Source organism: Acetatifactor sp., from assembly GCF_982438285.1.
In genome coordinates this window covers 1-22,292 of sequence record NZ_CEWDFQ010000002.1, presented here as the reverse complement: position 1 = coordinate 22,292, position 22,292 = coordinate 1, and the positions used below count along the sequence as shown (strand labels likewise).

Genomic DNA, 22,292 nt, shown 5'->3' with positions numbered 1-22,292 from the left:
GAATGGGATGGAGGAAATTATCAAGGTTGGATTTTTGGGAGTGGCAGGAGTCCTTTTGGCGGTGCAGTTTAAAGGGCAGAAGCCGGAATACGGCATTTACATCGGATTTGCCTTAGGAATTTTAATCTTTTCTTATGTGCTGCGCCAGGTGGAGGCTGTGGTGAACCAGCTTGGACTGATTCAGAAATATCTGGGCGGGGCCCAGAGCTATCTGGCTATCCTGCTTAAGGTGGTGGGCATTACCTATATCTGTGAATTCAGCTCCGGCATCTGCAAGGACGCAGGCTATGGGGCCATTGCAGATCAAATAGAGATTTTGGGGAAGCTGTCCGTTATGTTCGCAGGACTTCCCATTCTTTTTGCAGTGATTGAACAGATTCAGAGCTTTGCAGGATAGCCGGCCTGCGGGCAGATTTGTGGCTGCGCTGACGCCACAAAATCAGGATGGGCAGAAGGCAGCGCAGAAATGAGGAGAAGCATGATTGAGCTGGAAAGCATATGGGAGGATTACGGCCTGGACAAACTGCAGGAGGGAATGCGTACGCTTTTTCCCGAAAGCTCCATTTCCCTCTCCGATCTGATGAGTGAGATTATGACGGGGGATATTCTGGGAGCATTTTCTAAGCTGCTGCAAGGCAGCATTGCCGGTATCGCAGGACAGTTTACAGGCATGAAGAATATTTTTGTCTGGCTTTTGGTGCTGGGGATTGTGTCGGCCCTGATGGCTCATTTTGTGGAGGTGTTTGACAGGCATCAGATTGCAGATATGGCTTTTTACTTTATGTATCTGCTTTTTTCTGCCATTCTTTTGAAATGCTTTTCCCAGGCAGCACAGACCGCGGTGGAAACCATTGAAAATATCGTCTTGTTTATCAAGCTTTTGGTGCCCACCTATCTGATCGCTGTTGGGGTGTCTACGGGAAGTACCACAGTGGGGGCGTATTATCAGCTGCTTTTGCTGATCATATACGGGGTGGAAAATATTCTGACGGGGGCTGTAATACCCTTTGTGTACAGCCACGCCATGCTGTCGGTGATCAACGGAATCTGGATGGAGGAAAAGCTGAACCTTCTCATTGAGCTTCTGGAAAAGGGAATCGGCTGGGTGCTAAAGGCAGCCCTTGGGGTTGTCACAGGCATCAGTGTCTTTCAGGCGGTGATCACACCAGTGATTGATTCGGTAAAGGCCTCTACACTGCAAAAGGTGATCTCTGCCATCCCCGGTATAGGAAACGCGGCGGATGGAGTAGTGGAGCTTGTGGCAGGCTCGGCGGTGGTCATCAAAAACACCATTGGTATTGCACTGCTGATTCTGCTGCTTCTTTTATGCGCAGCGCCCCTTTTAAAGATTTTCTGCATAGCTTGTCTGCTGAAAGGTGCGGCGGCTTTTATGGGGCTTGTGAGCGATAAACGGATCACGGCCTGCGCCAATAGAACTGGGGATGCAGGTATGCTGCTGTTCCGGACTGCGGGCACAGCCCTTTTGCTGTTTCTGGTCACCTTATCCATTGTGGCAACGGCCACCAACAGGGGATTTTGATATGCAGTCGGAGTTTTTTAAGGCAATCTGCCAGATGGGAATATTTATGATTTGCGCCCAGAGTATTGTACATTTCAGGCCAAACGCCTCCTATGAGAAATATTTAAAACTGCTGGTGGGCGTGCTGCTTTTGATCCAGATTTTTCTGCCGGTGAGCAGGCTTTTGTTTGGAGGCGGTTCAGAGGCGTTTCTGATGCGTGTGCAGGAGTTTGAGATCGACCTGCAAAAGAGCATGGACGAGGCCTTAGACCAGGCTGATCAGTCCCAAAGGATTTTGGAGCAGATGACATTAGAGGAGGTGAGAGAAAGCATAAAGGAGCAGCAGGCCAATGATCAGACCGGAGAGATGCAAAAAGAGTCGGAAGGCGGACAGGAGCATTCCTCAGATTCCATTTATGTGGAGCCGGTGGAGGAGATACGCATACAGTCGGGCGGGGAGGATGAATGAAAGATGCGCAGGGACAGGAAAGAGACATGGAAACAATGGATGGAGAAAAAGGGAATCCATAAGTGGTTTCAGAGGGATAATCTTATCATATTGATTCTTTCGGGGGTTTTGCTGTTTATCATTGCCCTTCCTACCAAAGACGGGGAAGAGAGTGGGACTTATGACAGTCAGCCCCAAATCGGTGGAGAGAATACCCTGACCCAGGAGGAAAGGGCGGAGAACGAGGCTTCGCCGGGACAGGAATTCCTGGAGGAAGCCCAAAACACCAGAGAGGACTATTGTGCATATCTGGAAAAAAGGCTTGAGGAGACTCTTTCCGGCGTTTCCGGCGTAGGAAAGGTGAAGGTGATGATCACATTAAAATCCTCCGAGGAGCTGGTAGTGGAAAAGGATACTCCTGTGAGCCGCTCCAGCACCAATGAGGAGGATTCCCAGGGGGGAAGCCGTATTTTAAACCAGATGGAAAGCTCAGAGAGCACTGTGTACAAAACCCAGGACGGTGACAGCGAGCCTTATGTGGTAAAAACCCTTCTGCCAAAGGTGGAAGGAGTGGTTGTGGTGGCCCAGGGGGCTGGGACCGGAACCATAGACAAAAGCGTTACGGAGATCGTGCAGGCATTATTTGACATTGAGGCTCATAAGGTGAAGGTGGTGAAAATGGAAAGCGACAGGTAGCATATATCCTTATGACAGGTCATACAATAAAGTAGTAAAGTTGAGAAAAGGGAGAGTACCGTGAAAAACTTAATTAAGAAGAATCAGCTTATGATCACCGCACTTGCCATCATGATAGCGATTGCAGGGTATTTACAGTTTGCGGGAACCAATCTTGAAGAGGAATATCTGACCGTGGAGGATCAGGCTGCGGATGCAGGCGACGCAAGCGCCGTAGATTCCACAGGAGTGATCACCGAAAACTACACGGCGGAGGGTGTGGAGGAGGCAGCCTTGACAGATGGACTGCTTGACTTGTCAGAGGAGGATATTTTGTCCTCAGAGGTAACGGAAATAGAAAGTCTGGATTCCGAGTCGGATGTGATCGCCGAGGACTACCTGGATACGGATATGGAGGTGGCCGAGGCCGCTCCTGAGGAGGGGGAGGTACCGGGGGAGGCAGTGTTTACCTCAGGAGCCGGAGTTACCGTCCTTTCGGAGGCGAAGCTTTTAAAGGAACAGACCAGGGCCAAAAACAAGGAGACGTTATTGGAGATTATCAACAGCACTGCCTTAAGTGATGAACAGAAGCAGGATGCTGTAAATAGTATGGTGGAGATGACAGAGGTGGCCGAGAAAGAGGCGGCGGCAGAGATACTGCTGGAGGCCAAGGGCTTTACCGACGTGGTGGTGAGTATCAATGGCGATGCCGTAGATGTGGTGGTAAACGCCGCAGAGCTCACTGACGCCCAGAGAGCGCAGATCGAGGATATCGTAAAAAGAAAAACAGATATTGCCGCAGAAAATATTGTGATCAGCACGGTTGTCCAGTAAAAAGCGTGTAAAATACATAAAGTTGTGTTATACTGAGCGAAAAGGGCCCTGTCAGGGCCCGGGGGAAGAGAGACGAAAGGACAAAATTACATGAAGAGAGTTTTTTTGATTGTATTGGACAGCTTTGGGATCGGGGCCATGGAGGATGCGGCTTCTTATGGGGACGTGGATGTGAATACCTTAAGAAGCGTATCCAAAAGCCCGTATTTTCATATGCCAAACATGGGAGAACTGGGACTTTTCCATATTGACGGTGTGGCGGCGGGGGAAAGACAAGGCGTTCCTAAGGGGGCCTATGCGCGGATGACGGAGGCCTCCAAGGGAAAGGATACTACCATAGGGCACTGGGAGATTGCGGGAATCTACTCCCCTAAGCCGCTGCCTGTGTATCCGAAGGGCTTCCCCCGGGAGGTGCTTGACCCTTTCCAAAAAGAAACGGGCAGAGGGGTGCTGTGCAACCTGCCCTATTCCGGCACGGAGGTCATACAGAGGTACGGGGACGAGCATATGAGGACGGGAGATTTGATCGTTTATACCTCTGCGGACAGTGTGTTCCAGATTGCGGCCCACGAACAGATTGTCCCTGTGGAGCAGCTGTATGAGTACTGCCGCATTGCAAGGAGGATTCTTACGGGAGAGCACGGCGTGGGAAGAGTGATCGCCCGCCCCTTTACAGGGCCGGAGGGCGGTCCGTTTACGAGAACAGGGGGGCGGCATGACTTTTCTATCCTGCCGCCCTCGGTTACCATGCTGGATCAGCTCAAGGACAGCAATAAAGAGGTGATTGCTGTGGGAAAGATACATGATATTTTTGCAGGAAAGGGCATTACCAGATCCATCTTCACAGGGGGAAATGAGGAGGGGATTGCCCGTACGCTGGAATGCCTGGAGGAGGATTTTGAGGGTTTATGCTTTGTGAATCTGGTGGATTATGACATGCTGTACGGACACAGAAGAGATGTGGACGGCTATGCAAAGGCTCTTTCCTATTTTGACCAAAGGCTGCCTGAACTTATGGGGAAAATGAGAGAAGAGGATATTCTGATGCTGACGGCGGATCATGGCTGCGATCCTGCTTATACAAAGACCACAGACCATACCAGGGAGTACACGCCTTTTCTGATGTATGGAAAGGGAGTGAAGCCGGGGAATCTGGGGACGCGGAAAACCTTTGCAGATATAGGGGCAACTGTGTTACAATATTTTTCGATTGCGCCGCAGTTTGCCGGGACAGGCATGCTGCAGAATGAGTTACATGGAGGACACGAAAGTGAGTGATTATACAGAAGAAATTAACCGCCGCCGCACCTTTGCCATTATTTCCCATCCGGATGCGGGCAAAACTACCCTTACGGAGAAATTTCTCCTTTACGGCGGAGCTATCAACCTGGCTGGAAGCGTGAAGGGAAAGGCCACTGCAAGACATGCGGTGTCGGACTGGATGCAGATTGAAAAGGAGAGGGGAATTTCCGTCACCTCTTCGGTGCTGCAGTTTGAATACGACGGCTACTGCATTAATATTCTGGATACGCCGGGACACCAGGATTTCTCGGAGGATACCTACCGGACCCTGATGGCGGCGGACTCTGCGGTTATGGTGATCGATGCCTCCAAAGGAGTGGAGGCTCAGACCAGAAAGCTGTTTAAGGTCTGTGTCATGAGAAAGATACCCATTTTTACCTTTATCAATAAGATGGACAGAGATGCAAATGATACCTTTGAGCTCTTGGATGACATTGAAAAGGAGCTGGGCATTGCCACCTGTCCGGTAAACTGGCCTATCGGTTCCGGAAAGGCCTTCAAGGGCGTGTACGACAGGGAGAAAAAGTGTGTGATTTCCTATTCGGATACGGAAAAGGGGACGAAGGAAGGCACGGCCACGGAGATTCCCGTGGAAAATGAGGAAAAGCTGCGACAGATGATCGGAGATGAGGCGGCGGACAAGCTTTTGGAAGAAATTGAGCTTTTGGACGGCGCCAGCGCTCCCTTTGATTTGGAGCAGGTCAGAAGCGGGGATCTCACCCCGGTGTGCTTTGGCTCGGCGTTAACCAATTTTGGTGTGGAAATTTTTTTGCAGCATTTTCTGAAAATGACCACCACCCCCTTGCCCAGAAAGGCGGATATCGGGCTGATTGACCCGGCGGAGCATGATTTCAGCGCCTTTGTATTTAAGATTCAGGCCAATATGAACAAGGCCCACCGGGACAGGATTGCCTTTTTGCGCATCTGCTCCGGCAAATTTGACGCCCAGATGGAGGTGCGCCATGTGCAGGGCGGGAAAATTATGCGGCTTTCCCAGCCCCAGCAGATCATGGCTGACGAACGAAAAATTCTGTCTGAGGCTTACGCTGGAGATATCATCGGCGTGTTTGATCCGGGAGTATTCTCTATAGGGGATACCATATGTATGCCCAAGGAGAATTTCCGGTATGAGGGAATCCCTACCTTTGCGCCGGAGCATTTCGCCAGAGTGCGGCAGCTGGATACCATGAAGCGCAAGCAGTTTGTAAAGGGAATAGAGCAGATTGCCCAGGAGGGCGCCATCCAGATTTTCCAGGAATTTAATACGGGATTTGAGGAGATTATTGTGGGAGTGGTAGGCGTTTTGCAGTTTGACGTGCTGCAGTATCGGCTGAAAAACGAATACAATGTGGAGATTCGTCTGGAAAACCTGCCCTATGAGCATATCCGCTGGATTGAAAACAAGGACGAGATAGACATCTCCAAGCTGACGGGAACCTCCGACATGAAGAAGGTGAAGGATATGAAGGGAAATCCGCTTCTTTTGTTTGTCAATTCCTGGAGCGTGGGCATGACCCTGGACCGCAATAAGGGATTAATTCTGTCGGAATTCAGCCGCAACTAAGATTGACATGGAGTTTTTGCATGAAAAAGGGAGCATTGACGGGCCGATTTGTACTTTTGCTTTTCCTGCTTGTCCTTTTGTGGACAGGGTGCGCAGAGAGTGAGCTTTTTGGGGAAGGGAGGGCCGGGGAAACGGCATCCCTGGAAGCTGCTTTGGAAAATCCGCAGACAGCCGTTCCAAAGCAGGAGGAGGCGGATGCACAGCCGCCAGGAGAGACACAGGCGTCTGGCGAGAGCGGGGAGGAGACTGTCTCCTTTTTGTGGGAGGGAGCCTCTTTCGTGTCTCATTTTGCCTTTGATAGTCTGACGGATGCTCAGAAACAGTGGTATCGGGACATAGAAAAAAGTCTGGGAGCCATGGAAGAAACCGTGCGCCTGTCCCAGGAGGGGATTGAGGCCGGACTGGACGAGACCTGCATCGACCAGATTTTTCAGTGTGTGCTTATAGATCATCCGGAGCTTTTTTATGTGGAAGGCTATACCTATACGAAGTATGAAAGGGGCGGCAGTCTGTTAGCCATTGATTTTTCCGGCACCTACAGCATGGACAGCCAGTCTGCCCTGGCAAGAAGGGAAGCAATCGAGGCGGGGGCGGCGGTTTATCTTTCGGGAATCGCGGCACAGGCCTCTGAATATGAAAAGGTGAAGTATGTTTATGAGACCTTGATCAGGAATACGGACTATGACCTGAATTCCGTGGACAATCAGAATATTTATTCGGTATTTGTAAACCATTTGTCTGTGTGCCAGGGTTACGCCAAGGCCACGCAGTATCTGCTCAACAGGCTGGGCGTGGAGTGTACGCTGGTGATGGGAACGGTGGATACGGGCGAAGGACATGCCTGGAATCTGGTGAAGGTGGATGGGAGCTATTATTATGTGGACGCCACCTGGGGAGACGCCTCCTACCGGCTGGAGAGCCCGGAGGGCGTGGAGGATGCGTATATGCCGGATATCAATTACGACTATCTGTGCGTTACCACCAGGGAGCTTCTGCGTACCCACACCCTGGGAGGTGTGGTGCCTATGCCGGAATGCACGGCTGTGGAGGCCAACTATTATGTCAGGGAGGGAGCGCTGTTTACCTCCTATGACAGAGAGCAGATGAAAGCCCTGTTTGACCGGGCGGCCAGCCAGGGAAAGACCGATGTGACGGTGAAGTGCTCGGACAGTGCATGCTTTCAGGAGATTTTGTCTGCGCTGATAGAAGGGCAGGAGATATTTGATTATCTGTCCAGCGAAAGCGGCACCATTGCCTATGCCCACAATGAGAAACAGCTGTCCCTGACATTTTGGGTGACAAATGAGCAGTGAGTGTGGTATACTTATACATTATAGAATGATACAGGAGGAAGCTTGTATGGAAAGAGAAATAGATAAAAATGCCGTTTTGCTGAAGTCTGATGAAAATATAGGACAGGTTCAGATTGCCGATGACGTGGTAGCTATGATTGCTTCCCTGGCAGCCACTGAGGTGGAGGGCGTGAACGCCATGGCCGGCAATATCACCAACGAGCTTATGAGCAAGGTGGGGGTAAAGAACCTTACAAAGGGCGTAAAGGTGGACGTGTTAGAGGGGAATGTGACGGTGGATCTGGCAGTCACCATGGAATATGGCTACAATATTCCCGCCACCTGCCAGCAGGTGCAGCAGAAGGTGAAGGCTGCCATTGAAAATATGACGGGGCTTACCTGCAGTGATGTGAATATCCGCATTGCCGGTGTGAAAGTAAAATAGAAGCAGGACAAGGACAGGATAAGCAGATGGGACGACACGAACAGAGGGAACAGGTTTTTCTGCTGTTATTCCGCGAAGAGTTTCATGCGCGGGAGGAAATGCCGGAGCAGGTGAAGCTGTTTCTGGAGGATAACGAGGCGATAGTCCTTGATAAGGACGCTTCTTATGTTACTGAAAGGTATGAAAGGATTCAGGAAAAGCTGTCTGAGCTGGACCGGATCATAGGAGAAAAGACAGAGGGCTGGGATACGAAGCGTATAGGCAAGGTGGAGCTTACGGTGCTGCGTATTGCAGCCTATGAGATTCTTTTTGACGAGGATATTCCAAATGGCGTGGCCATCAATGAGGCGGTGGAAATTGCCAAGAAATATGGTCAGGAAACATCCGGAAGATTTGTAAACGCCATACTGGCGAAGCTGGTAAAGACAGGTGAGGAAAATTCGTAGTGTTTATACCGTCGGACAACTGAATGCCTACATCAAAAATATGTTCACGCAGGATTATCTTCTGCAGTCACTCTTTGTGAAGGGAGAGGTCAGCAACTGCAAGTATCATTCCTCTGGACATATTTATTTTACATTAAAGGACCCTAAGGGTACCATAAACTGTGTTATGTTTGCCGGGAACCGTTCGGGCCTTTCTTTTCGTCTGGAACAGGGACAGCAGGTGGTTGTGGGGGGTACCGTTGACGTCTATGAGCGGGATGGTAAATACCAGCTTTACGCAAAGGAGATCATACTGGATGGCTCCGGCCTTTTGTATGAGAAGTTTGAGCGCCTGAAGCGGGAGCTTATGGAGCTTGGAATGTTTGCCCCGGAGTATAAAAGACCCATTCCCAAATACATTAAAACTCTGGGCGTGGTCACTGCAGACACGGGAGCCGCAGTGCGGGATATCATCCAGATTGCCTCCAGACGAAACCCCTATGTGCAGATCATTCTTTACCCAGCCATTGTCCAGGGAGAGGCTGCGCCGGAGAGTATTGTCCGGGGAATACAGGCCCTGGAGCGTCAGGGAGTGGATGTGATGATTGTGGGCAGAGGAGGAGGCTCCATAGAGGACCTGTGGGCCTTCAATGAACGCCAGGTAGCCCAGGCTGTCTTTGACTGCTCCATCCCGATTATTTCCGCAGTGGGGCATGAGACGGACACCACCATCATTGATTATGTGGCGGACTTAAGAGCGCCAACCCCCTCCGCCGCCGCAGAGCTTGCGGTTGCGGATATCCGGGAGATTCTTCAGACCATTTCCGGTTTTGCGGATAAGCTCAACGGATTGATGGACCAGAGGCTGCGGGCACAAAGACAGCGGGTGCAGCATTTGGAAAAGCTTTTGAAAATGGGAAGTCCCTTTGGCCGTATTCGGGAAAAAAGAACTCTTTGCATGAATCTGGAGGAGCGTCTGCAGGAGAGAATCCAGGGGATACTTAAGAATAAAAGGAATGAGCTGGCTTTATATACTGAGAGAATGAAGGGGCTGTCTCCTCTGGAGAAGCTAAACAGCGGATTTTCTTTTGTGGCGGATTTAAAGGGAAACAATATCCGTTCTGTCTCACAGGTGGAGCCGGGGGAGGCTTTACGGATTCATGTAAGGGACGGCGTAATCTGCGCCCAGGTGACCGGAAAGGAAGAAAACAGATGAACAGGGAAGAGGAAAAGCAGCAGGAAAGACCGGGACTGGAGGAAAATTTTGAAATGCTTCAGGAAACCATTGCACAGCTGGAGCGGGAGGATATTTCTTTGGAGGAAGCCTTCGAGGCTTACAGCAGGGGGATGGCTCTCTTAAAGGAATGCAATGATCAGATTGACGGAGTGGAAAAAAAGGTTTTGAAGCTGAGCGGACAGGGACAGCTGGAGGAGCTATAGGGACATGGAAGAACAAAAATTTGAAGTGCTTTTACAGGAAAAGACAGCGGAAATTGAGAAAATCCTTACAAAGTATCTTCCCAGGGAAGAAGGGTATGCAAAAACGGCAGCCCAGGCCATGAATTACAGCCTGATGGCAGGGGGGAAGCGTTTGAGACCTCTTTTGATGCAGGAGACTTATGGGCTTTTTGGGGGGAAAGAGGACAGCCTGATAGAGCCCTTTATGGCTGCCATTGAGATGATACATACCTATTCCCTGGTGCATGACGATCTTCCTGCCATGGACAATGATAAGTACCGCAGAGGGCGCAAAACCACATGGGCTGTTTATGGGGAAGGCATGGGAATTTTAGCGGGAGACGGGCTGCTCAATTATGCCTTTGAGACGGCGCTCAAGTCCATTGGGGATGACTGGGAGACAGAGAAGAAAGAAGCGCCGGATTCCGACAGGCTGCGGGCAGTGCTGAGAGCCCTTAAGGTGATTGGACAAAAGGCGGGCATATATGGCATGATCGGCGGCCAGACGGCGGATATTGAGGCGGAAGAGATAAAGGAACCCTTAAGCAGGGAACATCTTATGTTTATACATGAGAACAAGACGGCTGCGCTGATTCAGGCGTCTATGATGACAGGAGCCATTCTGGCGGGAGCATCAAGGGAGCAGGTGCAGGCTGTGGAGCAATGCGCCTGGAACATTGGCATTGCCTTCCAGATACAGGATGATATTCTGGACGTCACCGGGGACAGCAGAGAGCTTGGCAAGATGGCAGGAAGCGATGCACAAAACAATAAGCAGACCTATGTGACGGTATGGGGGCTTGAGAAAGCCGGCGCGGACGTGGAAAGGCTTTCCGGGGAGGCGGCAGACATTCTGGAAAAGCTGCCGGGAGATCATGAATTTCTGGAACAGCTGATCCGGCATTTGATCCACCGCCGCAAATAAAGTACAGTAACGACAGAGGTTGAACGCTATGCTGCTTGAAAAGATAGAGAATGTGAATGACATCAAAAAGATAAACAGAGAGGATTACGGCGCTCTGGCCCAGGAGATCAGAAGCTTTCTGATCGAAAAGATCAGCGTCACCGGAGGGCATCTGGGTTCTAATCTGGGTGCTGTGGAGCTTACCATGGCCCTGCATCTGGCGCTGAACCTCCCTGAGGATAAAATTATCTGGGATGTAGGACATCAGTCCTACACCCACAAAATTCTCACCGGCCGCAAGGACGGATTTGACGGTCTGCGTCAGTTTCACGGCATGAGCGGTTTCCCTAAAAGAAAAGAAAGCATATGCGATGCCTTTGACACGGGGCACAGCTCCACCTCTATCTCGGCCGGGCTGGGCCTTGTGAAGGCCAGGGACATCAAGGGAGAAAAAAGCACCATTGTATCGGTGATCGGAGACGGCTCCCTGACAGGAGGAATGGCCTATGAGGCATTGAACAATGCGGCCAAGCTGGAGACCAATTTCATCATTATTCTGAACGACAATAATATGTCCATCTCCGAAAACGTAGGCGGTGTATCAAAATATCTGAATAATATCCGCACGGCATCCAGCTATCTGGACCTGAAGGAGGGCATTTACAACGCCTTAAAGGGCACACGCACAGGGGATAATATGGTAAACAGGCTGCGCCGTGCCAAGAGCAGCTTCAAGCAGCTGGTGATCCCGGGCATGCTGTTTGAGGATATGGGGGTCACTTATCTGGGCCCGGTGGATGGGCACGACATAGATGGACTGGTGCGGGTGATACAGGAGGCAAAAAGGGTGAAGGGGGCTGTAATGATTCACGCCATCACCCAGAAGGGGAAGGGATACGCACCGGCGGAGAGGCATCCCGCCAGATTTCACGGGGCGGAGCCCTTTGACATTGAGACAGGCATTCCCTCCCACCCCAGAAACGAAGCTAATTACACGGATGTGTTTTCCACTGTTATGTGTAAGCTGGGACAGCGGGATCAGAGAATAGTGGCCATCACCGCGGCCATGCCCGACGGGACAGGACTGAAGCGGTTTCGGAATATGTACCCCCAGCGATTTTTTGACGTGGGAATTGCCGAGGAGCATGCGGTGACCTTTGCCGCAGGACTTGCGGCGGGAGGCTTAAGGCCTATTGTGGCGGTTTATTCATCCTTTCTGCAAAGGGCTTATGACCAGATTCTTCATGACGTCTGTATTCAGAATCTGCCGGTGATTTTCGCCATTGACAGGGCGGGGCTGGTGGGCAGCGATGGGGAGACCCATCAGGGTATTTTTGATTATACCTATCTGTCTGGAATCCCCAATATGCACATCTGCGCGCCAAAAAACAAGTGGGAGCTGTCCGACATGCTGAAATTTGCCCTGCAGCTTGAGCTTCCCATAGCCATACGCTATCCCAGGGGCACGGCTTATGCGGGTCTGAAAGAATTCCGCGCGCCCATAGAATACGGAAAGGCGGAATGGATTTACAAGGAGAGCGGGATTGCTCTGTTTGCAGTGGGCAGCATGGTAAAGACGGGAGAGCGGGTGAGAGAGCTGTTAAAGGCAAAGGGCTATCAGGCCAGCCTGATTAACGGCCGTTTCATAAAGCCCATAGATGAGCCTGCCCTGCTGGAGGCCTGCAGGGATCATAAACTCATTGTTTCCCTGGAGGAGAATGTGGCCTGTGGGGGATATGGAGAGAAGATACTGGATTGCATGAATCGAAATGGGAAAAACAATTTGTATCTGAATATCAGTATCCCGGACGCTTATGTGGAGCATGGGAATGTGGAGGTGCTTAAGCAGGCAGTAGGCATAGACCCACAGACCATTGTAGAGCGAATTGAGAGAAAGCTTGCAGGAGAAAACCCATGAAGGAACGTTTGGATGTGATTCTGGTCAATCAGGGATATGCACCTTCAAGAGAAAAGGCGAAGGCTGTCATTATGTCCGGAAATGTGTATGTGGACGGACAGAGAGAGGACAAGGCGGGAAGCGCCTTTGACGAGAGTAAAATACGGCTGGAGGTGCGGGGAAAGGCCCAGAAATATGTGAGCAGGGGAGGCCTTAAGCTGGAAAAGGCCATGGAAAAATGGCAGCTTTCCCTGACGGGAATGGTGTGTATGGATATCGGCGCCTCCACGGGAGGATTCACAGACTGTATGCTGCAGAACGAAGCGGCAAAGGTGTATGCAGTGGATGTGGGACATGGACAGCTTGACTGGAAGCTGCGCAACGACGAAAGGGTGGTCTGCATGGAGCAGACCAATTTCCGTTATGTTCTGCCAGAGGATATCATGGATGAGCTGGACTTTGCCAGTGTGGATGTGTCCTTTATTTCCCTGACCAAAATTTTGATTCCTGCCAGAAATCTGCTGAAGGCGGGAGGGCAGATGGTGTGTCTGATCAAGCCCCAGTTTGAGGCAGGCAGGGAGAAGGTAGGCAAAAACGGCGTGGTCAGGGAGCCGAAGGTCCACAGGGAGGTTATTGAGAAAATCGTGGATTTTGCGGACAGTATTGGCTTTGCCGTAAGGGGGCTTGATTATTCCCCTATCAAGGGACCGGAGGGAAACATCGAATATCTGCTGCTTTTGTGCAAGGAAAAGGAGCCCCCGGAGGAGATAAGAGAGCTTGGCGAGAAAGAGGCGCAGATGCGCCTGGAGCAGATTCAGGCATCAAAGACCGGATTGTCACAGAAGGAGGAATGGCAGAAAATCATTCAGGAAACGGTTAAAAATTCACATCAGCTGTAGGGGGCCATATGAAGCATTTTCTGATTTATACCAATAGACACAAGGACAAAAATCTGGCGGCCACGGAGCGCATCCGGTCCTATCTTCAGCAGAAGGGCCAGAGGGTTACTGTGCTGATACGGGAGCCGGAATATAAAAACCGCTATGAAAAGGACTGTGAGGAAGCGCCGGACATTCCGCCGGGAGTGGACTGCATGATCGTGCTGGGAGGAGACGGCACCGTGCTGCAGGCGGCCCGAGAGACCAAAAAGCTTCTCATCCCTATTATCGGCGTAAATCTGGGGACTCTGGGCTACATGACGGAAATTGAGCCTGGAAATCTGGAGGAGGCCTTAGAGAGGCTCATCCGGGGGGATTATGAGCAGGAAAGCCGTATGATGTTAAACGGCAAGGTCTGCTTTCAGGACAAAAGAAAGGACGAGGGCTGGGCGTTAAATGACATTGTCATATCCAGAAGCGGCTCCCTGCAGATCATAAAATTCAACATTTATGTAAACGGCCAGTTTTTGAACAATTATAACGCGGACGGCATGATTGTGACCACGCCCACAGGCTCCACGGGCTATAATCTCTCTGCAGGGGGGCCCTTAGTAGAGCCCAGGGCAAAGCTGATTATGCTGACGCCTATCTGTCCCCATACTTTGAACCAGAGAAGTATTATCCTGTCCCCGGATGATGTGATTGAGATTGAGATACCAGAGGGAAGAGACGGGCGTATGCAGACGGTGGAGGCAAACTTTGACGGAAGCCATGTGATACCGCTATGCACGGGGGATCATATCCGCATTGTAAAATCCGAGAAGATAACGGAGTTTATTCAGTTAAACCAGGTGAGCTTTCTTGAGGTGCTGCATAAAAAGATGAGCGAAAATTAAAACAGGAGGGGCCGGACAAATGAAGAAAATTCGTCACCGAAAAATTATAGAGCTGATCGAAAAACACGATATTGAGACCCAGGAGGAGCTTGCGGGCTATTTAAAGGAGGCGGGCTTTTCTGTGACACAGGCCACTGTTTCCAGGGATATCAGAGAATTGAAGCTGTCTAAGGTTCCTTCCGGGAACGGGAAGCAGAAATATGTGGTCTTAAAGCAGGAGGACAGCCATCTTGGAGATAAGTATATCAGAGTGCTCAAGGACGGCTTTGTGTCCATGGACATGGCCCAGAATATTCTTGTGGTAAAGACCGTATCAGGCATGGCAATGGCGGTGGCTGCAGCGGTTGACGCCATGAAATTCCCTGAGATTGTGGGGTGTATCGCGGGGGACGACACCATAATGGTGGCTGTGCGCACGGTGGAGGAGACCAGAACGCTGATGGACAAAATACATGCTATGATAGATAGGTAAAATGATGCTGGGGGTAAAGAGGATTTCGACCATAAATAGTTGGAATCGTTTGCGACTTTGGAGTCAAGCTGCACTAGGAATTGGCAAATTTGCTAATTTCGTTCCAAAAAATCCGAACTCGCTTCGCTCAAACATGCGGATTTTTTTCTCACAACGCAAATTTGCCAACTCCAAGAACAGCTAAGACTCCTGCAGAGAGCAAACGCTTCCAACCACTTATGGTCGAACCCCCTTTTACCCACAGCATCATAAACAGGGTGTTATGTATCATCGGAGAAGGTACATAAGGAGAGATTGGTATGCTGCAGAGTTTACACGTGAAAAATCTTGCGCTGATGGAGGAAACGGAAGTGGAATTCGGCCGGGGCCTGAATATCCTGACGGGAGAGACCGGCGCGGGAAAATCCCTTTTGATGGGTTCTGTAAATTTGGCCCTGGGAGGCAAGTTTGAGAAGGAAATGCTCAGGAAGGGCGCTCAAAGCGCTCTGGTGGAGCTTATTTTTTCCGGGGATGAAAGGGTGCAGGAGAAACTGCGGGAAATGGATTTGGAGCCTTCGGAGGATGGAAGCGTGGTGATCAGCCGCAGGATGCAGGTGGGAAAAAGCGTCTGCAGGATCAACGGGGAAACGGTGACGGCCAGGCAGGTCAAAGAGCTTGCGGAGCTTTTGATCGACATTCACGGACAGCATGAGCATCAGTCACTGCTGAACAAAAAAAAGCATATGGAAATTCTGGATGCCTTCTGCGGAGCGGAGTTTGACGTGCTGGCAAAAGAGACGAAAGAAGCCTACAGCCTGTGTCATACGCTGCAAAAAAGGCTGGATGAGGAATCCATGGACGAGGAGACCAGAAGGAGGGAGCAGACGCTTGCAGAATTTGAGCTTAAGGAGATAGAGGAGGCAAGACTGGTTCCCGGCGAGGACGAAGCTTTGGAGCAGGAGTACCGCCGCATGATAAACAGTAAAAAGATTGCGGAAAATCTTGCGGAAAGCTATCAGTATACCTGCAATGAGTCCGAGAGCGGGGCGGGCAGCAGCCTAAGCCGGGCTCTCCGGGCTTTAAGGAGCGTATCCTCCTATGATCCCAGGCTGGAGGAGCTGGAGCGGCAGCTGGAGGAGATTGACAGTCTTTTGGCGGATTACAACCGGGATGTGTCGGAGTATATAGATGACAGTGAATTTGATCAGGAGGATTTCCAGAGGACGGAGGAGAGGTTAAATACTTTGAACCGTTTAAAGGGAAAATATGGCGCTTCCATAGAGGAGGTGCTTTCCTATGGGGACTCCAGAAAAGAGCTTTTGGAAAAGCTCTCTGATTATGACGCATATAAGGCGCAGCTTGAAAAGGAGTTTGCACAGGCCAGGGAAGTTTTGCAAAAGGCCTGCGGGCGGCTGACAAAGCTTCGCAAAAAAAATGCCCTTCTTCTGCAGGAGCAGTTAAGGGAGGCTTTGGTAAACCTGAATTTTTTGACGGTTCAGTTTGAGATATTGGTGGAGCCTGCAAAGCAGATTACTCCGCAGGGAGGAGACGAGGTATCCTTTTTGATCTCCACAAACCCGGGAGAGAGCCTGAAGCCCTTAAACCAGGTGGCAAGCGGCGGCGAGCTGTCCCGGATTATGCTGGCCATAAAAACGGTGCTGGCGGGAAAGGATGACATTGATACCCTGATCTTTGACGAGATTGACGCGGGCATCAGCGGAAAGACCGCATGGAGGGTTTCGGAGCAGTTAGACACCGTAGCCCACGGACATCAGGTGATCTGCATCACCCACCTCCCCCAGATTGCGGCTATGGCGGATACTCATTTTGTGATTGAGAAAAGCAGCGTGGAGGATAACACCATTACGGACATCCGCAAATTGGACGAGGAGGAAGGGCTTTCAGAGCTTGCCAGGCTTTTAGGGGGAGATACGCTGACCGAAGCTGCGCTTTCTAATGCAAGGGAAATGCGGGCCCAGGCCCTTGCTCACAAAAATTAAAAGCCTTTCTGCTTTAGTGCACTTACAAGCTGCACATAAAATTCCCGCACGTCGAATTCCGGGAGATTTTCCCGGTTGAGGTCAATCATGTCTCCGTGGGAAATGCCGCGGGTTCCCTTTACGGTCAGACATTGGTAGGACTGGCCCCATACGAAGGATTTTTCGCTGACAAGTCCATCGTTGCTTCCCTCGAAATAGCGGCAGAGGTGATAGGTGAAATTTAGAGGGAACCGTCCCCCTCTGGCCACATTCAGCTTAGAACCCACACTTTGGTAGAAAACGCCTGGAGCATCAGGCGTTTTTTGGTTGAAATCGGCACAAAAGGCGCTGGTGAGATTATTTACAGCGGCCAGAAAATCTGGTCTGGGATCACCCAGCTTTTTTAAAGCGGCATTGTAGGCTGCCGCCACCATGTTTTTTTGCTTTTCCGGAATCTTTCCAAGGAGATAATCTGCGAATTCACAGCCTCTGTGAGGGGTGTTTATGGTGGTCAGAGAGGCCACCAGGGAGGCGATGCCGGGCAGCGTAAGGGCCTGCCTGCAGTCTAAGCCGCCCTTGGAATGGGCGATGAGATTCACCTTTTCGCAGCCAGTCTGCGATACAATCTCCAGAATCCTGTCCGCAATTTCTCTGCCGCTGTCTGCAACGGAGGCTGCGGACTGATGCTGTCCATAGAAAATCACTGCGCCGTTTTCCTGAAGCTCCTTTGGAATACGTCCCCAATAGTTTAAGTAGCGGAAATCCCGGAAAAACACTCCATGCACCATCAAAATAGGATATTTGGTGGCACAGACGGTCTTTTCCTTCCGCTCTCTGTTGCACAGTATTTTTTTGTTTTCAAAATCAGCCTCTTTGGAAGCTGCGTCGATGATAAAGCCCAGTACGACAAGATTGACAATAGGAATCAGTCCGCAGATGAGGCCTATGACGCGGAGGCGGATGCCAAGCTGTGTGGAGGACAGATATACCTCGATCATGCCCACCCAGAAAATCAGCGCCTCGGCCAAAATGGCCACAAGAGAGTTGATAAGCCATGACTTTGGAGCCTCCCACACGGGGGGAAGGGGGAGCCGTCCCAGTGCGCCTGTCACAAAAAACACAATAGAAAGCACTGTGGAGGTGAGAAAGAGAATCAAAAGCTCGCTTCCCTTTGCGCAGAACCGCAGCCTGCGGGTCTTTGGCAGATTCTGATAAAAAACAGGGAATACAAGGATAAAAACAAATAAAAAGGGCACAGCCTTCATAAGGGGAGAAGAAATAAGCTCTGAAAGAAGATACAGATTGGCTCCGGCAAAGAGAACCAATGTGTACAAAAGACGGATGCTGTTTGTATATAAAAATTTTTTCATAGGTACCTCATTTCTGCGCTTTCTTTTTCAATCAACGCATTTTTACTTTGCTTTCACAGACTGATTTATTATAACATGTCTTTTTGCCACATCCAATATTTTCAAAAAAATACCCCTTTCTTTTGTAAGTAAAATTTTAAAACAATCACATAATATGTTTGAATACGTGCAAACAGCAGATGGGAGTATACGATAAATGAAATTTTGGGTCAGTGAAAGCGAAAGAGTCAAAAAACAGGCGGGAGAGGATATGGTTGTGCTGCTGCAGGACTGGAAACGCAAGATAAGGCGTTACCGGATATACAGGCGATGCCTGTGCGCGGCATTGACACTTAGCTGTATGGCTCTTTTCGGGCTTTGCTATTATTACGTGGACAGCAGTATTCCCTCTGTTCTGCATATCAGGGCCGGACAGGAGGAAACCTTAGACCTTGGCATTCCGGCCAAGGGGGATATCGTAAGCGTCAGCGGCCAGGGGGAGAGCAATATCCCTCAGGGCGCGGTGACCATAGACTTGAATCAATCTGTCACTGTAAAGACGGGAGGCATACAAGAATATTTGATGCAGGTGAAGCTCTTTGGCTTTCTGCCCTTTAAGCAGGTGGGCATACAGGTCATAGAGGCACAGGAGCTGATACCGGTGGGGGTTCCCATCGGGATTTACGTAAAGACAGACGGAATTTTGGTGGTAGGTGCCGGAGAATTTGTTGGCGAGGACGGTGTAAATTATTCCCCATGCAAATATATTTTGAAATCCGGTGATTATATTCAAAAGGTAAATGGGGAGACGGTGACGGAAAAAGACGATTTTATCAAGCGTATTGAGGACAGTGGGGGAAAAGAGGTGATTCTTGCCGTGGAGAGAGACGGGGAGGTCATGGAGGTAAAGGTAAAGCCGGTGCGCAGCCAGAGCGGAGATTATAAGATTGGGGTCTGGGTGCGGGACAATGCCCAGGGCGTGGGCACCATGACTTACATTGATAGTCAGGGAAATTTTGGCGCGCTGGGACATGGCATCAATGACGTTGACACCAGCACGCTGATGGACATGGATGACGGCACTCTCTATCAGACGGAAATTGTGTCCATACGGAAGGGAACCAATGGAAATCCGGGGGAAATGACAGGGATGATCGTCTATGCAGACGACAGAGTGCTGGGGGACATCACTTCAAACAGCAGGCAGGGAATTTTCGGGAAATGCAATGAAAGGGCCCTTGCACTTGCGTCCCAGGAGCCCCTGCCCATTGGATTAAAGCAGGAAATTGAAGAGGGCTATGCTCAGATTCTCTGTACGGTGGACGGCACCACCAGATATTACGACATTGAAATTACGGCAGTTCATTTAGACCACGACAACATCAATCGGGGAATTGAGCTAAAGGTCACTGATCCTGAACTGATCCAGATCACCGGAGGCATTGTACAGGGCATGAGCGGTGCGCCTATTATCCAGAATGGGAAGTTTATCGGCGCGGTGACCCATGTGCTGGTACAGGACAGCACCAGAGGCTACGGTATTTTTATAGAGAATATGCTGGAGCATTGAGTTAATTTCCGCACATCCTCTTCCGATAAGTATCATAGCAAAGGAGGATAAGTTTATGTTTGGTAAAAAGAAAAGCCTGCCATCCTATGACGCCCAGACACAGAAGCCTGTGATCAAATGCAGTATCTGTACGGGAGAACAGGTTGCAGGCTTTCGGGATATTCATACTGGAAAATTCCAGGAGGTCATGCTGATCAAAGACCAGAAGGATTTAAAGGAGTTTCAGAAGCGGTACGGCCTAAAGGAGGTCTCCAGGGAATATTGATGTTTTCCTCTTGTGCCTGCCGCTCCTTTTCCGCAAGGGCCTCCGGCAGACCCTTTAGCGCGGCAAAAGGAAGGAACTGCTTGGCTCTTTCTGAAAGAGACATTTTGCTTTTGGGTTTATTCGCCACTTTTGTGTCCTCCGATCTGCAGATTGCGTTCTCTTGCGGTGGCTGCCTCCATAAGATCCATTCCCCGCAGCAAGGCGTTTGGACCAAAGCGCTGTCTGATGTCCCAAACGGCCTGCTGCAGTCTGCGGTCTCTGTCCTGCTCCCTGGGAGAGGTAAACAGCTCATACTGCCGGAAGGTCTCCTGGGAAAGATTGCCGAAGGAGAGACTAAGCTTTCGGATGGGGGCGTTTTTATCTGTAATCCGCTCATAACAGATCAGCGCGTGGGGCAGTATGCAGCGGTAGGAATTGGCGGAAACGGGGAGAGGGACGGCAGCTGTGGAGGGCTTTGGCCCCCAGTGCCAGGAATAGTCCACCGTAAGGGACAAAGACCTGGCGCAGAGCCCCTGTGCTGCCAGCTCCAGACACAGGCTGTCCACCATTTCCTTTAAAATCAGCATCCCCTCCTCATAGGTGTAGTTTCGGGGAAGCATTTGGCTGCTGCTTAGAGAGCGGCTTTTGGGAAGATAGTTTTTTATGTGGGCAATGGTTACGGGCTCCCGTCCGAAGGCGTGGTCGATCAAAAGCTCCGCATCCCGTCCAAAGGCGTGATATAGAGGGGCCTCCTGGGACTTTGCGATATCCTCCATGGTGAAAAGCCCTATTTGGTTCAGCCTTGCCTCCATACTCTTTCCAATCCGCCAGAAGTCTGAAAGAGGCTGGTGGCGCCAGAGGATTTTTTGGTAGCTCTCCTCATCCAGGCGGGCCAGATTTTCAGGGGAATGCTTGGCCAGAAGGTCCAGCGCGGTTTTGGCCAGATAGAGGTTTGTGCCAATGCCTGCGGCGGAGGGAATGCCGGTGTGCCTAAGGATGTCCTGCATGATTTGGCGGGCCAGGTCTTCCGGAGAGGCTTGATAGAGGGAAAGATAATCTGTAATGTCCAAAAAAGCCTCGTCCACGGAGTATACGTGAATGTCCTCACTGGCGATATATTTTAGATAGAGACCGTAAATTTCTGCGGAATAATCAATGTAGCGCTTCATCCTGGGGACTGCTGTAACATACGGGATGTGGGAGGGAATCTGAAATATCCGGCAGCGGTTTTTGACTCCCAGCCCTTTTAAGGCACAGGACACTGCAAGACAAATGGTTCCCCGGCCACGCTCTGGGTCCGCCACCACAAGAAGCGCGGAGAGAGGATCCAGCCCCCGTTCCACACATTCTACGGAAGCATAAAAGGATTTGAAATCGATACATAAATAGACGCGTTTTTTTACCAAAAAAAATCACCTGCCGTTCCAGTCAAACATACGTTCCTTTTATAGTATAGCACTAAAACGTATGTTCTGAACTGGAAATTACAGGGATCTTTAAGTGTTTATTTTCTGCTCATGGCCGCCCGTTTTCTAAGGGTGGGGTCCAGGATTTTTTTGCGGATGCGCAGGCTTTCGGGGGTTACCTCCAAAAGCTCGTCCGTATCGATAAAATCAAGGGCCTGCTCCAGGGACAAAATTTTAGGGGGCGTCAGGCGCAGGGCTTCGTCTGCGCTGGAGGAGCGGGTATTTGTCAGCTGCTTTTTCTTACATACATTCAGCTCGATGTCCTCACTGCGGCCGGTCTGTCCCACCACCATGCCTGCGTAAACCTTTTCTCCCGGTCCGATAAAGAGGGTACCCCGCTCCTGGGCGTTGTAAAGACCGTAGGTGATGGCCTCCCCGGCCTCGAAAGCGATCAGAGAACCTAACTTGCGGTACTGGATATCTCCCTTGTAGGGGCCGTAGCCGTCAAAAACAGTGTTTAAAATACCATTTCCCTTGGTATCGGTCATAAACTCGCCCCGATAGCCGATGAGTCCTCTGGCGGGAATGGAAAACTCCAGGCGGGGATAGTAGCTTCCGGAGAGCGTACCCATATTGCGGAGCTCACCCTTTCGCTGTCCCAGCTTTTCAATGACGGCGCCGGAGTATTCATTGGGTACGTCAATGTAGGCAAGCTCCATAGGCTCCAAAAGCTTTCCGTTTTCATCCTTGTGGTAG

23 protein-coding genes are annotated in these 22,292 nt (G+C 50.6%); 20 read left to right on the top strand and 3 right to left on the bottom strand.

The genetic code is table 11. The features are described 5' to 3' along the window. The first annotated feature begins 7 nt into the window (after window positions 1–7). From AC1WIP_RS00250 to recN, 18 genes are all read left to right on the top strand, one after another. Window positions 8–397 carry a SpoIIIAC/SpoIIIAD family protein gene (locus AC1WIP_RS00250; RefSeq protein ID WP_481139919.1) on the top strand — a complete coding sequence of 130 codons (390 nt, stop codon included), beginning with the start codon at window positions 8–10 and terminating at the stop codon, window positions 395–397. Window positions 398–478: 81 nt separating this feature from the next. Then, the gene (locus AC1WIP_RS00245) at window positions 479–1,540 is read left to right on the top strand and encodes a stage III sporulation protein AE (RefSeq protein WP_481139918.1); all 1,062 of its coding nucleotides are present in this window, start codon (window positions 479–481) and stop codon (window positions 1,538–1,540) included. Window position 1,541: 1 nt separating this feature from the next. Next, the gene (locus AC1WIP_RS00240) at window positions 1,542–1,988 is read left to right on the top strand and encodes a stage III sporulation protein AF (RefSeq protein ID WP_481139917.1); all 447 of its coding nucleotides are present in this window, start codon (window positions 1,542–1,544) and stop codon (window positions 1,986–1,988) included. Between the two features lie 3 nt (window positions 1,989–1,991). Continuing rightward, entirely contained in the window at window positions 1,992–2,663 is a 672-nt protein-coding gene (locus AC1WIP_RS00235) for a stage III sporulation protein AG (RefSeq protein WP_481139916.1), read from the top strand. Between the two features lie 60 nt (window positions 2,664–2,723). Continuing rightward, window positions 2,724–3,476, top strand: coding sequence for a SpoIIIAH-like family protein (locus AC1WIP_RS00230; RefSeq protein WP_318704446.1), 753 nt, complete (start codon window positions 2,724–2,726; stop codon window positions 3,474–3,476). Window positions 3,477–3,566: 90 nt separating this feature from the next. Continuing rightward, window positions 3,567–4,754, top strand: a complete 1,188-nt coding sequence (locus tag AC1WIP_RS00225) for a phosphopentomutase (RefSeq protein WP_481139915.1) — start codon at window positions 3,567–3,569, stop codon at window positions 4,752–4,754. Continuing rightward, on the top strand, window positions 4,747–6,342 hold the full coding sequence (locus AC1WIP_RS00220; RefSeq protein ID WP_318709284.1) for a peptide chain release factor 3: 1,596 nt from the start codon (window positions 4,747–4,749) through the stop codon (window positions 6,340–6,342). Before AC1WIP_RS00225 ends, AC1WIP_RS00220 begins: the two co-directional genes overlap by 8 nt. A 20-nt stretch (window positions 6,343–6,362) precedes the next feature. After that, the gene (locus tag AC1WIP_RS00215) at window positions 6,363–7,655 is read left to right on the top strand and encodes a transglutaminase domain-containing protein (RefSeq protein WP_481139914.1); all 1,293 of its coding nucleotides are present in this window, start codon (window positions 6,363–6,365) and stop codon (window positions 7,653–7,655) included. A gap of 46 nt (window positions 7,656–7,701) precedes the next feature. Then, a complete protein-coding gene (locus tag AC1WIP_RS00210) occupies window positions 7,702–8,079 on the top strand; it encodes an Asp23/Gls24 family envelope stress response protein (protein WP_318704450.1) in 378 nt (125 codons plus the stop codon). A 26-nt stretch (window positions 8,080–8,105) separates the two neighbouring features. Beyond that, window positions 8,106–8,525 (top strand): transcription antitermination factor NusB, encoded by a 420-nt coding sequence (gene nusB / locus AC1WIP_RS00205; protein WP_481139913.1) that lies wholly within the window; start codon window positions 8,106–8,108, stop codon window positions 8,523–8,525. Next, window positions 8,518–9,720, top strand: coding sequence for an exodeoxyribonuclease VII large subunit (gene xseA, locus AC1WIP_RS00200; RefSeq protein ID WP_481139926.1), 1,203 nt, complete (start codon window positions 8,518–8,520; stop codon window positions 9,718–9,720). The genes nusB and xseA overlap by 8 nt, the downstream gene beginning before the upstream one ends. Next, window positions 9,717–9,944: an exodeoxyribonuclease VII small subunit gene (gene xseB / locus AC1WIP_RS00195; protein WP_318709278.1), complete on the top strand. Its 228-nt coding sequence runs from the start codon at window positions 9,717–9,719 to the stop codon at window positions 9,942–9,944. Before xseA ends, xseB begins: the two co-directional genes overlap by 4 nt. A gap of 4 nt (window positions 9,945–9,948) precedes the next feature. Beyond that, a complete protein-coding gene (locus AC1WIP_RS00190; RefSeq protein WP_481139912.1) occupies window positions 9,949–10,887 on the top strand; it encodes a polyprenyl synthetase family protein in 939 nt (312 codons plus the stop codon). Between the two features lie 28 nt (window positions 10,888–10,915). Further along, window positions 10,916–12,784 (top strand): 1-deoxy-D-xylulose-5-phosphate synthase, encoded by a 1,869-nt coding sequence (gene dxs, locus AC1WIP_RS00185; protein ID WP_481139911.1) that lies wholly within the window; start codon window positions 10,916–10,918, stop codon window positions 12,782–12,784. Beyond that, a complete protein-coding gene (locus tag AC1WIP_RS00180) occupies window positions 12,781–13,662 on the top strand; it encodes a TlyA family RNA methyltransferase (protein ID WP_481139910.1) in 882 nt (293 codons plus the stop codon). Before dxs ends, AC1WIP_RS00180 begins: the two co-directional genes overlap by 4 nt. 8 nt (window positions 13,663–13,670) lie before the next feature. Continuing rightward, window positions 13,671–14,537 carry an NAD(+)/NADH kinase gene (locus AC1WIP_RS00175; RefSeq protein WP_481139909.1) on the top strand — a complete coding sequence of 289 codons (867 nt, stop codon included), beginning with the start codon at window positions 13,671–13,673 and terminating at the stop codon, window positions 14,535–14,537. 19 nt (window positions 14,538–14,556) lie between these two features. After that, entirely contained in the window at window positions 14,557–15,009 is a 453-nt protein-coding gene (argR, locus tag AC1WIP_RS00170) for an arginine repressor (protein ID WP_318704457.1), read from the top strand. Window positions 15,010–15,308: 299 nt separating this feature from the next. Then, window positions 15,309–16,988: a DNA repair protein RecN gene (recN, locus tag AC1WIP_RS00165; RefSeq protein WP_481139908.1), complete on the top strand. Its 1,680-nt coding sequence runs from the start codon at window positions 15,309–15,311 to the stop codon at window positions 16,986–16,988. Here the strand turns inward: recN and AC1WIP_RS00160 are convergent. Continuing rightward, entirely contained in the window at window positions 16,985–18,337 is a 1,353-nt protein-coding gene (locus AC1WIP_RS00160) for an esterase/lipase family protein (RefSeq protein WP_481139907.1), read from the bottom strand. The genes recN and AC1WIP_RS00160 overlap by 4 nt on opposite strands. Before the next feature lie 196 nt (window positions 18,338–18,533). Here AC1WIP_RS00160 and spoIVB point away from each other — a divergent pair, with 196 nt between their 5' ends. Both spoIVB and AC1WIP_RS00150 read left to right on the top strand, forming a co-directional pair. Continuing rightward, the gene (gene spoIVB / locus AC1WIP_RS00155; RefSeq protein WP_481139906.1) at window positions 18,534–19,886 is read left to right on the top strand and encodes a SpoIVB peptidase; all 1,353 of its coding nucleotides are present in this window, start codon (window positions 18,534–18,536) and stop codon (window positions 19,884–19,886) included. A gap of 55 nt (window positions 19,887–19,941) precedes the next feature. Then, window positions 19,942–20,151, top strand: a complete 210-nt coding sequence (locus tag AC1WIP_RS00150) for an aspartate dehydrogenase (RefSeq protein ID WP_481139905.1) — start codon at window positions 19,942–19,944, stop codon at window positions 20,149–20,151. Between the two features lie 116 nt (window positions 20,152–20,267). Here AC1WIP_RS00150 and AC1WIP_RS00145 read toward each other — a convergent pair whose 3' ends face one another. Both AC1WIP_RS00145 and AC1WIP_RS00140 read right to left on the bottom strand, forming a co-directional pair. Continuing rightward, window positions 20,268–21,536: a Y-family DNA polymerase gene (locus AC1WIP_RS00145; protein WP_481139904.1), complete on the bottom strand. Its 1,269-nt coding sequence runs from the start codon at window positions 21,534–21,536 to the stop codon at window positions 20,268–20,270. Between the two features lie 98 nt (window positions 21,537–21,634). After that, a partial coding sequence (locus AC1WIP_RS00140; protein ID WP_481139903.1) for a large ribosomal subunit assembly factor BipA occupies window positions 21,635–22,292 on the bottom strand: 658 nt, incomplete at its 5' end.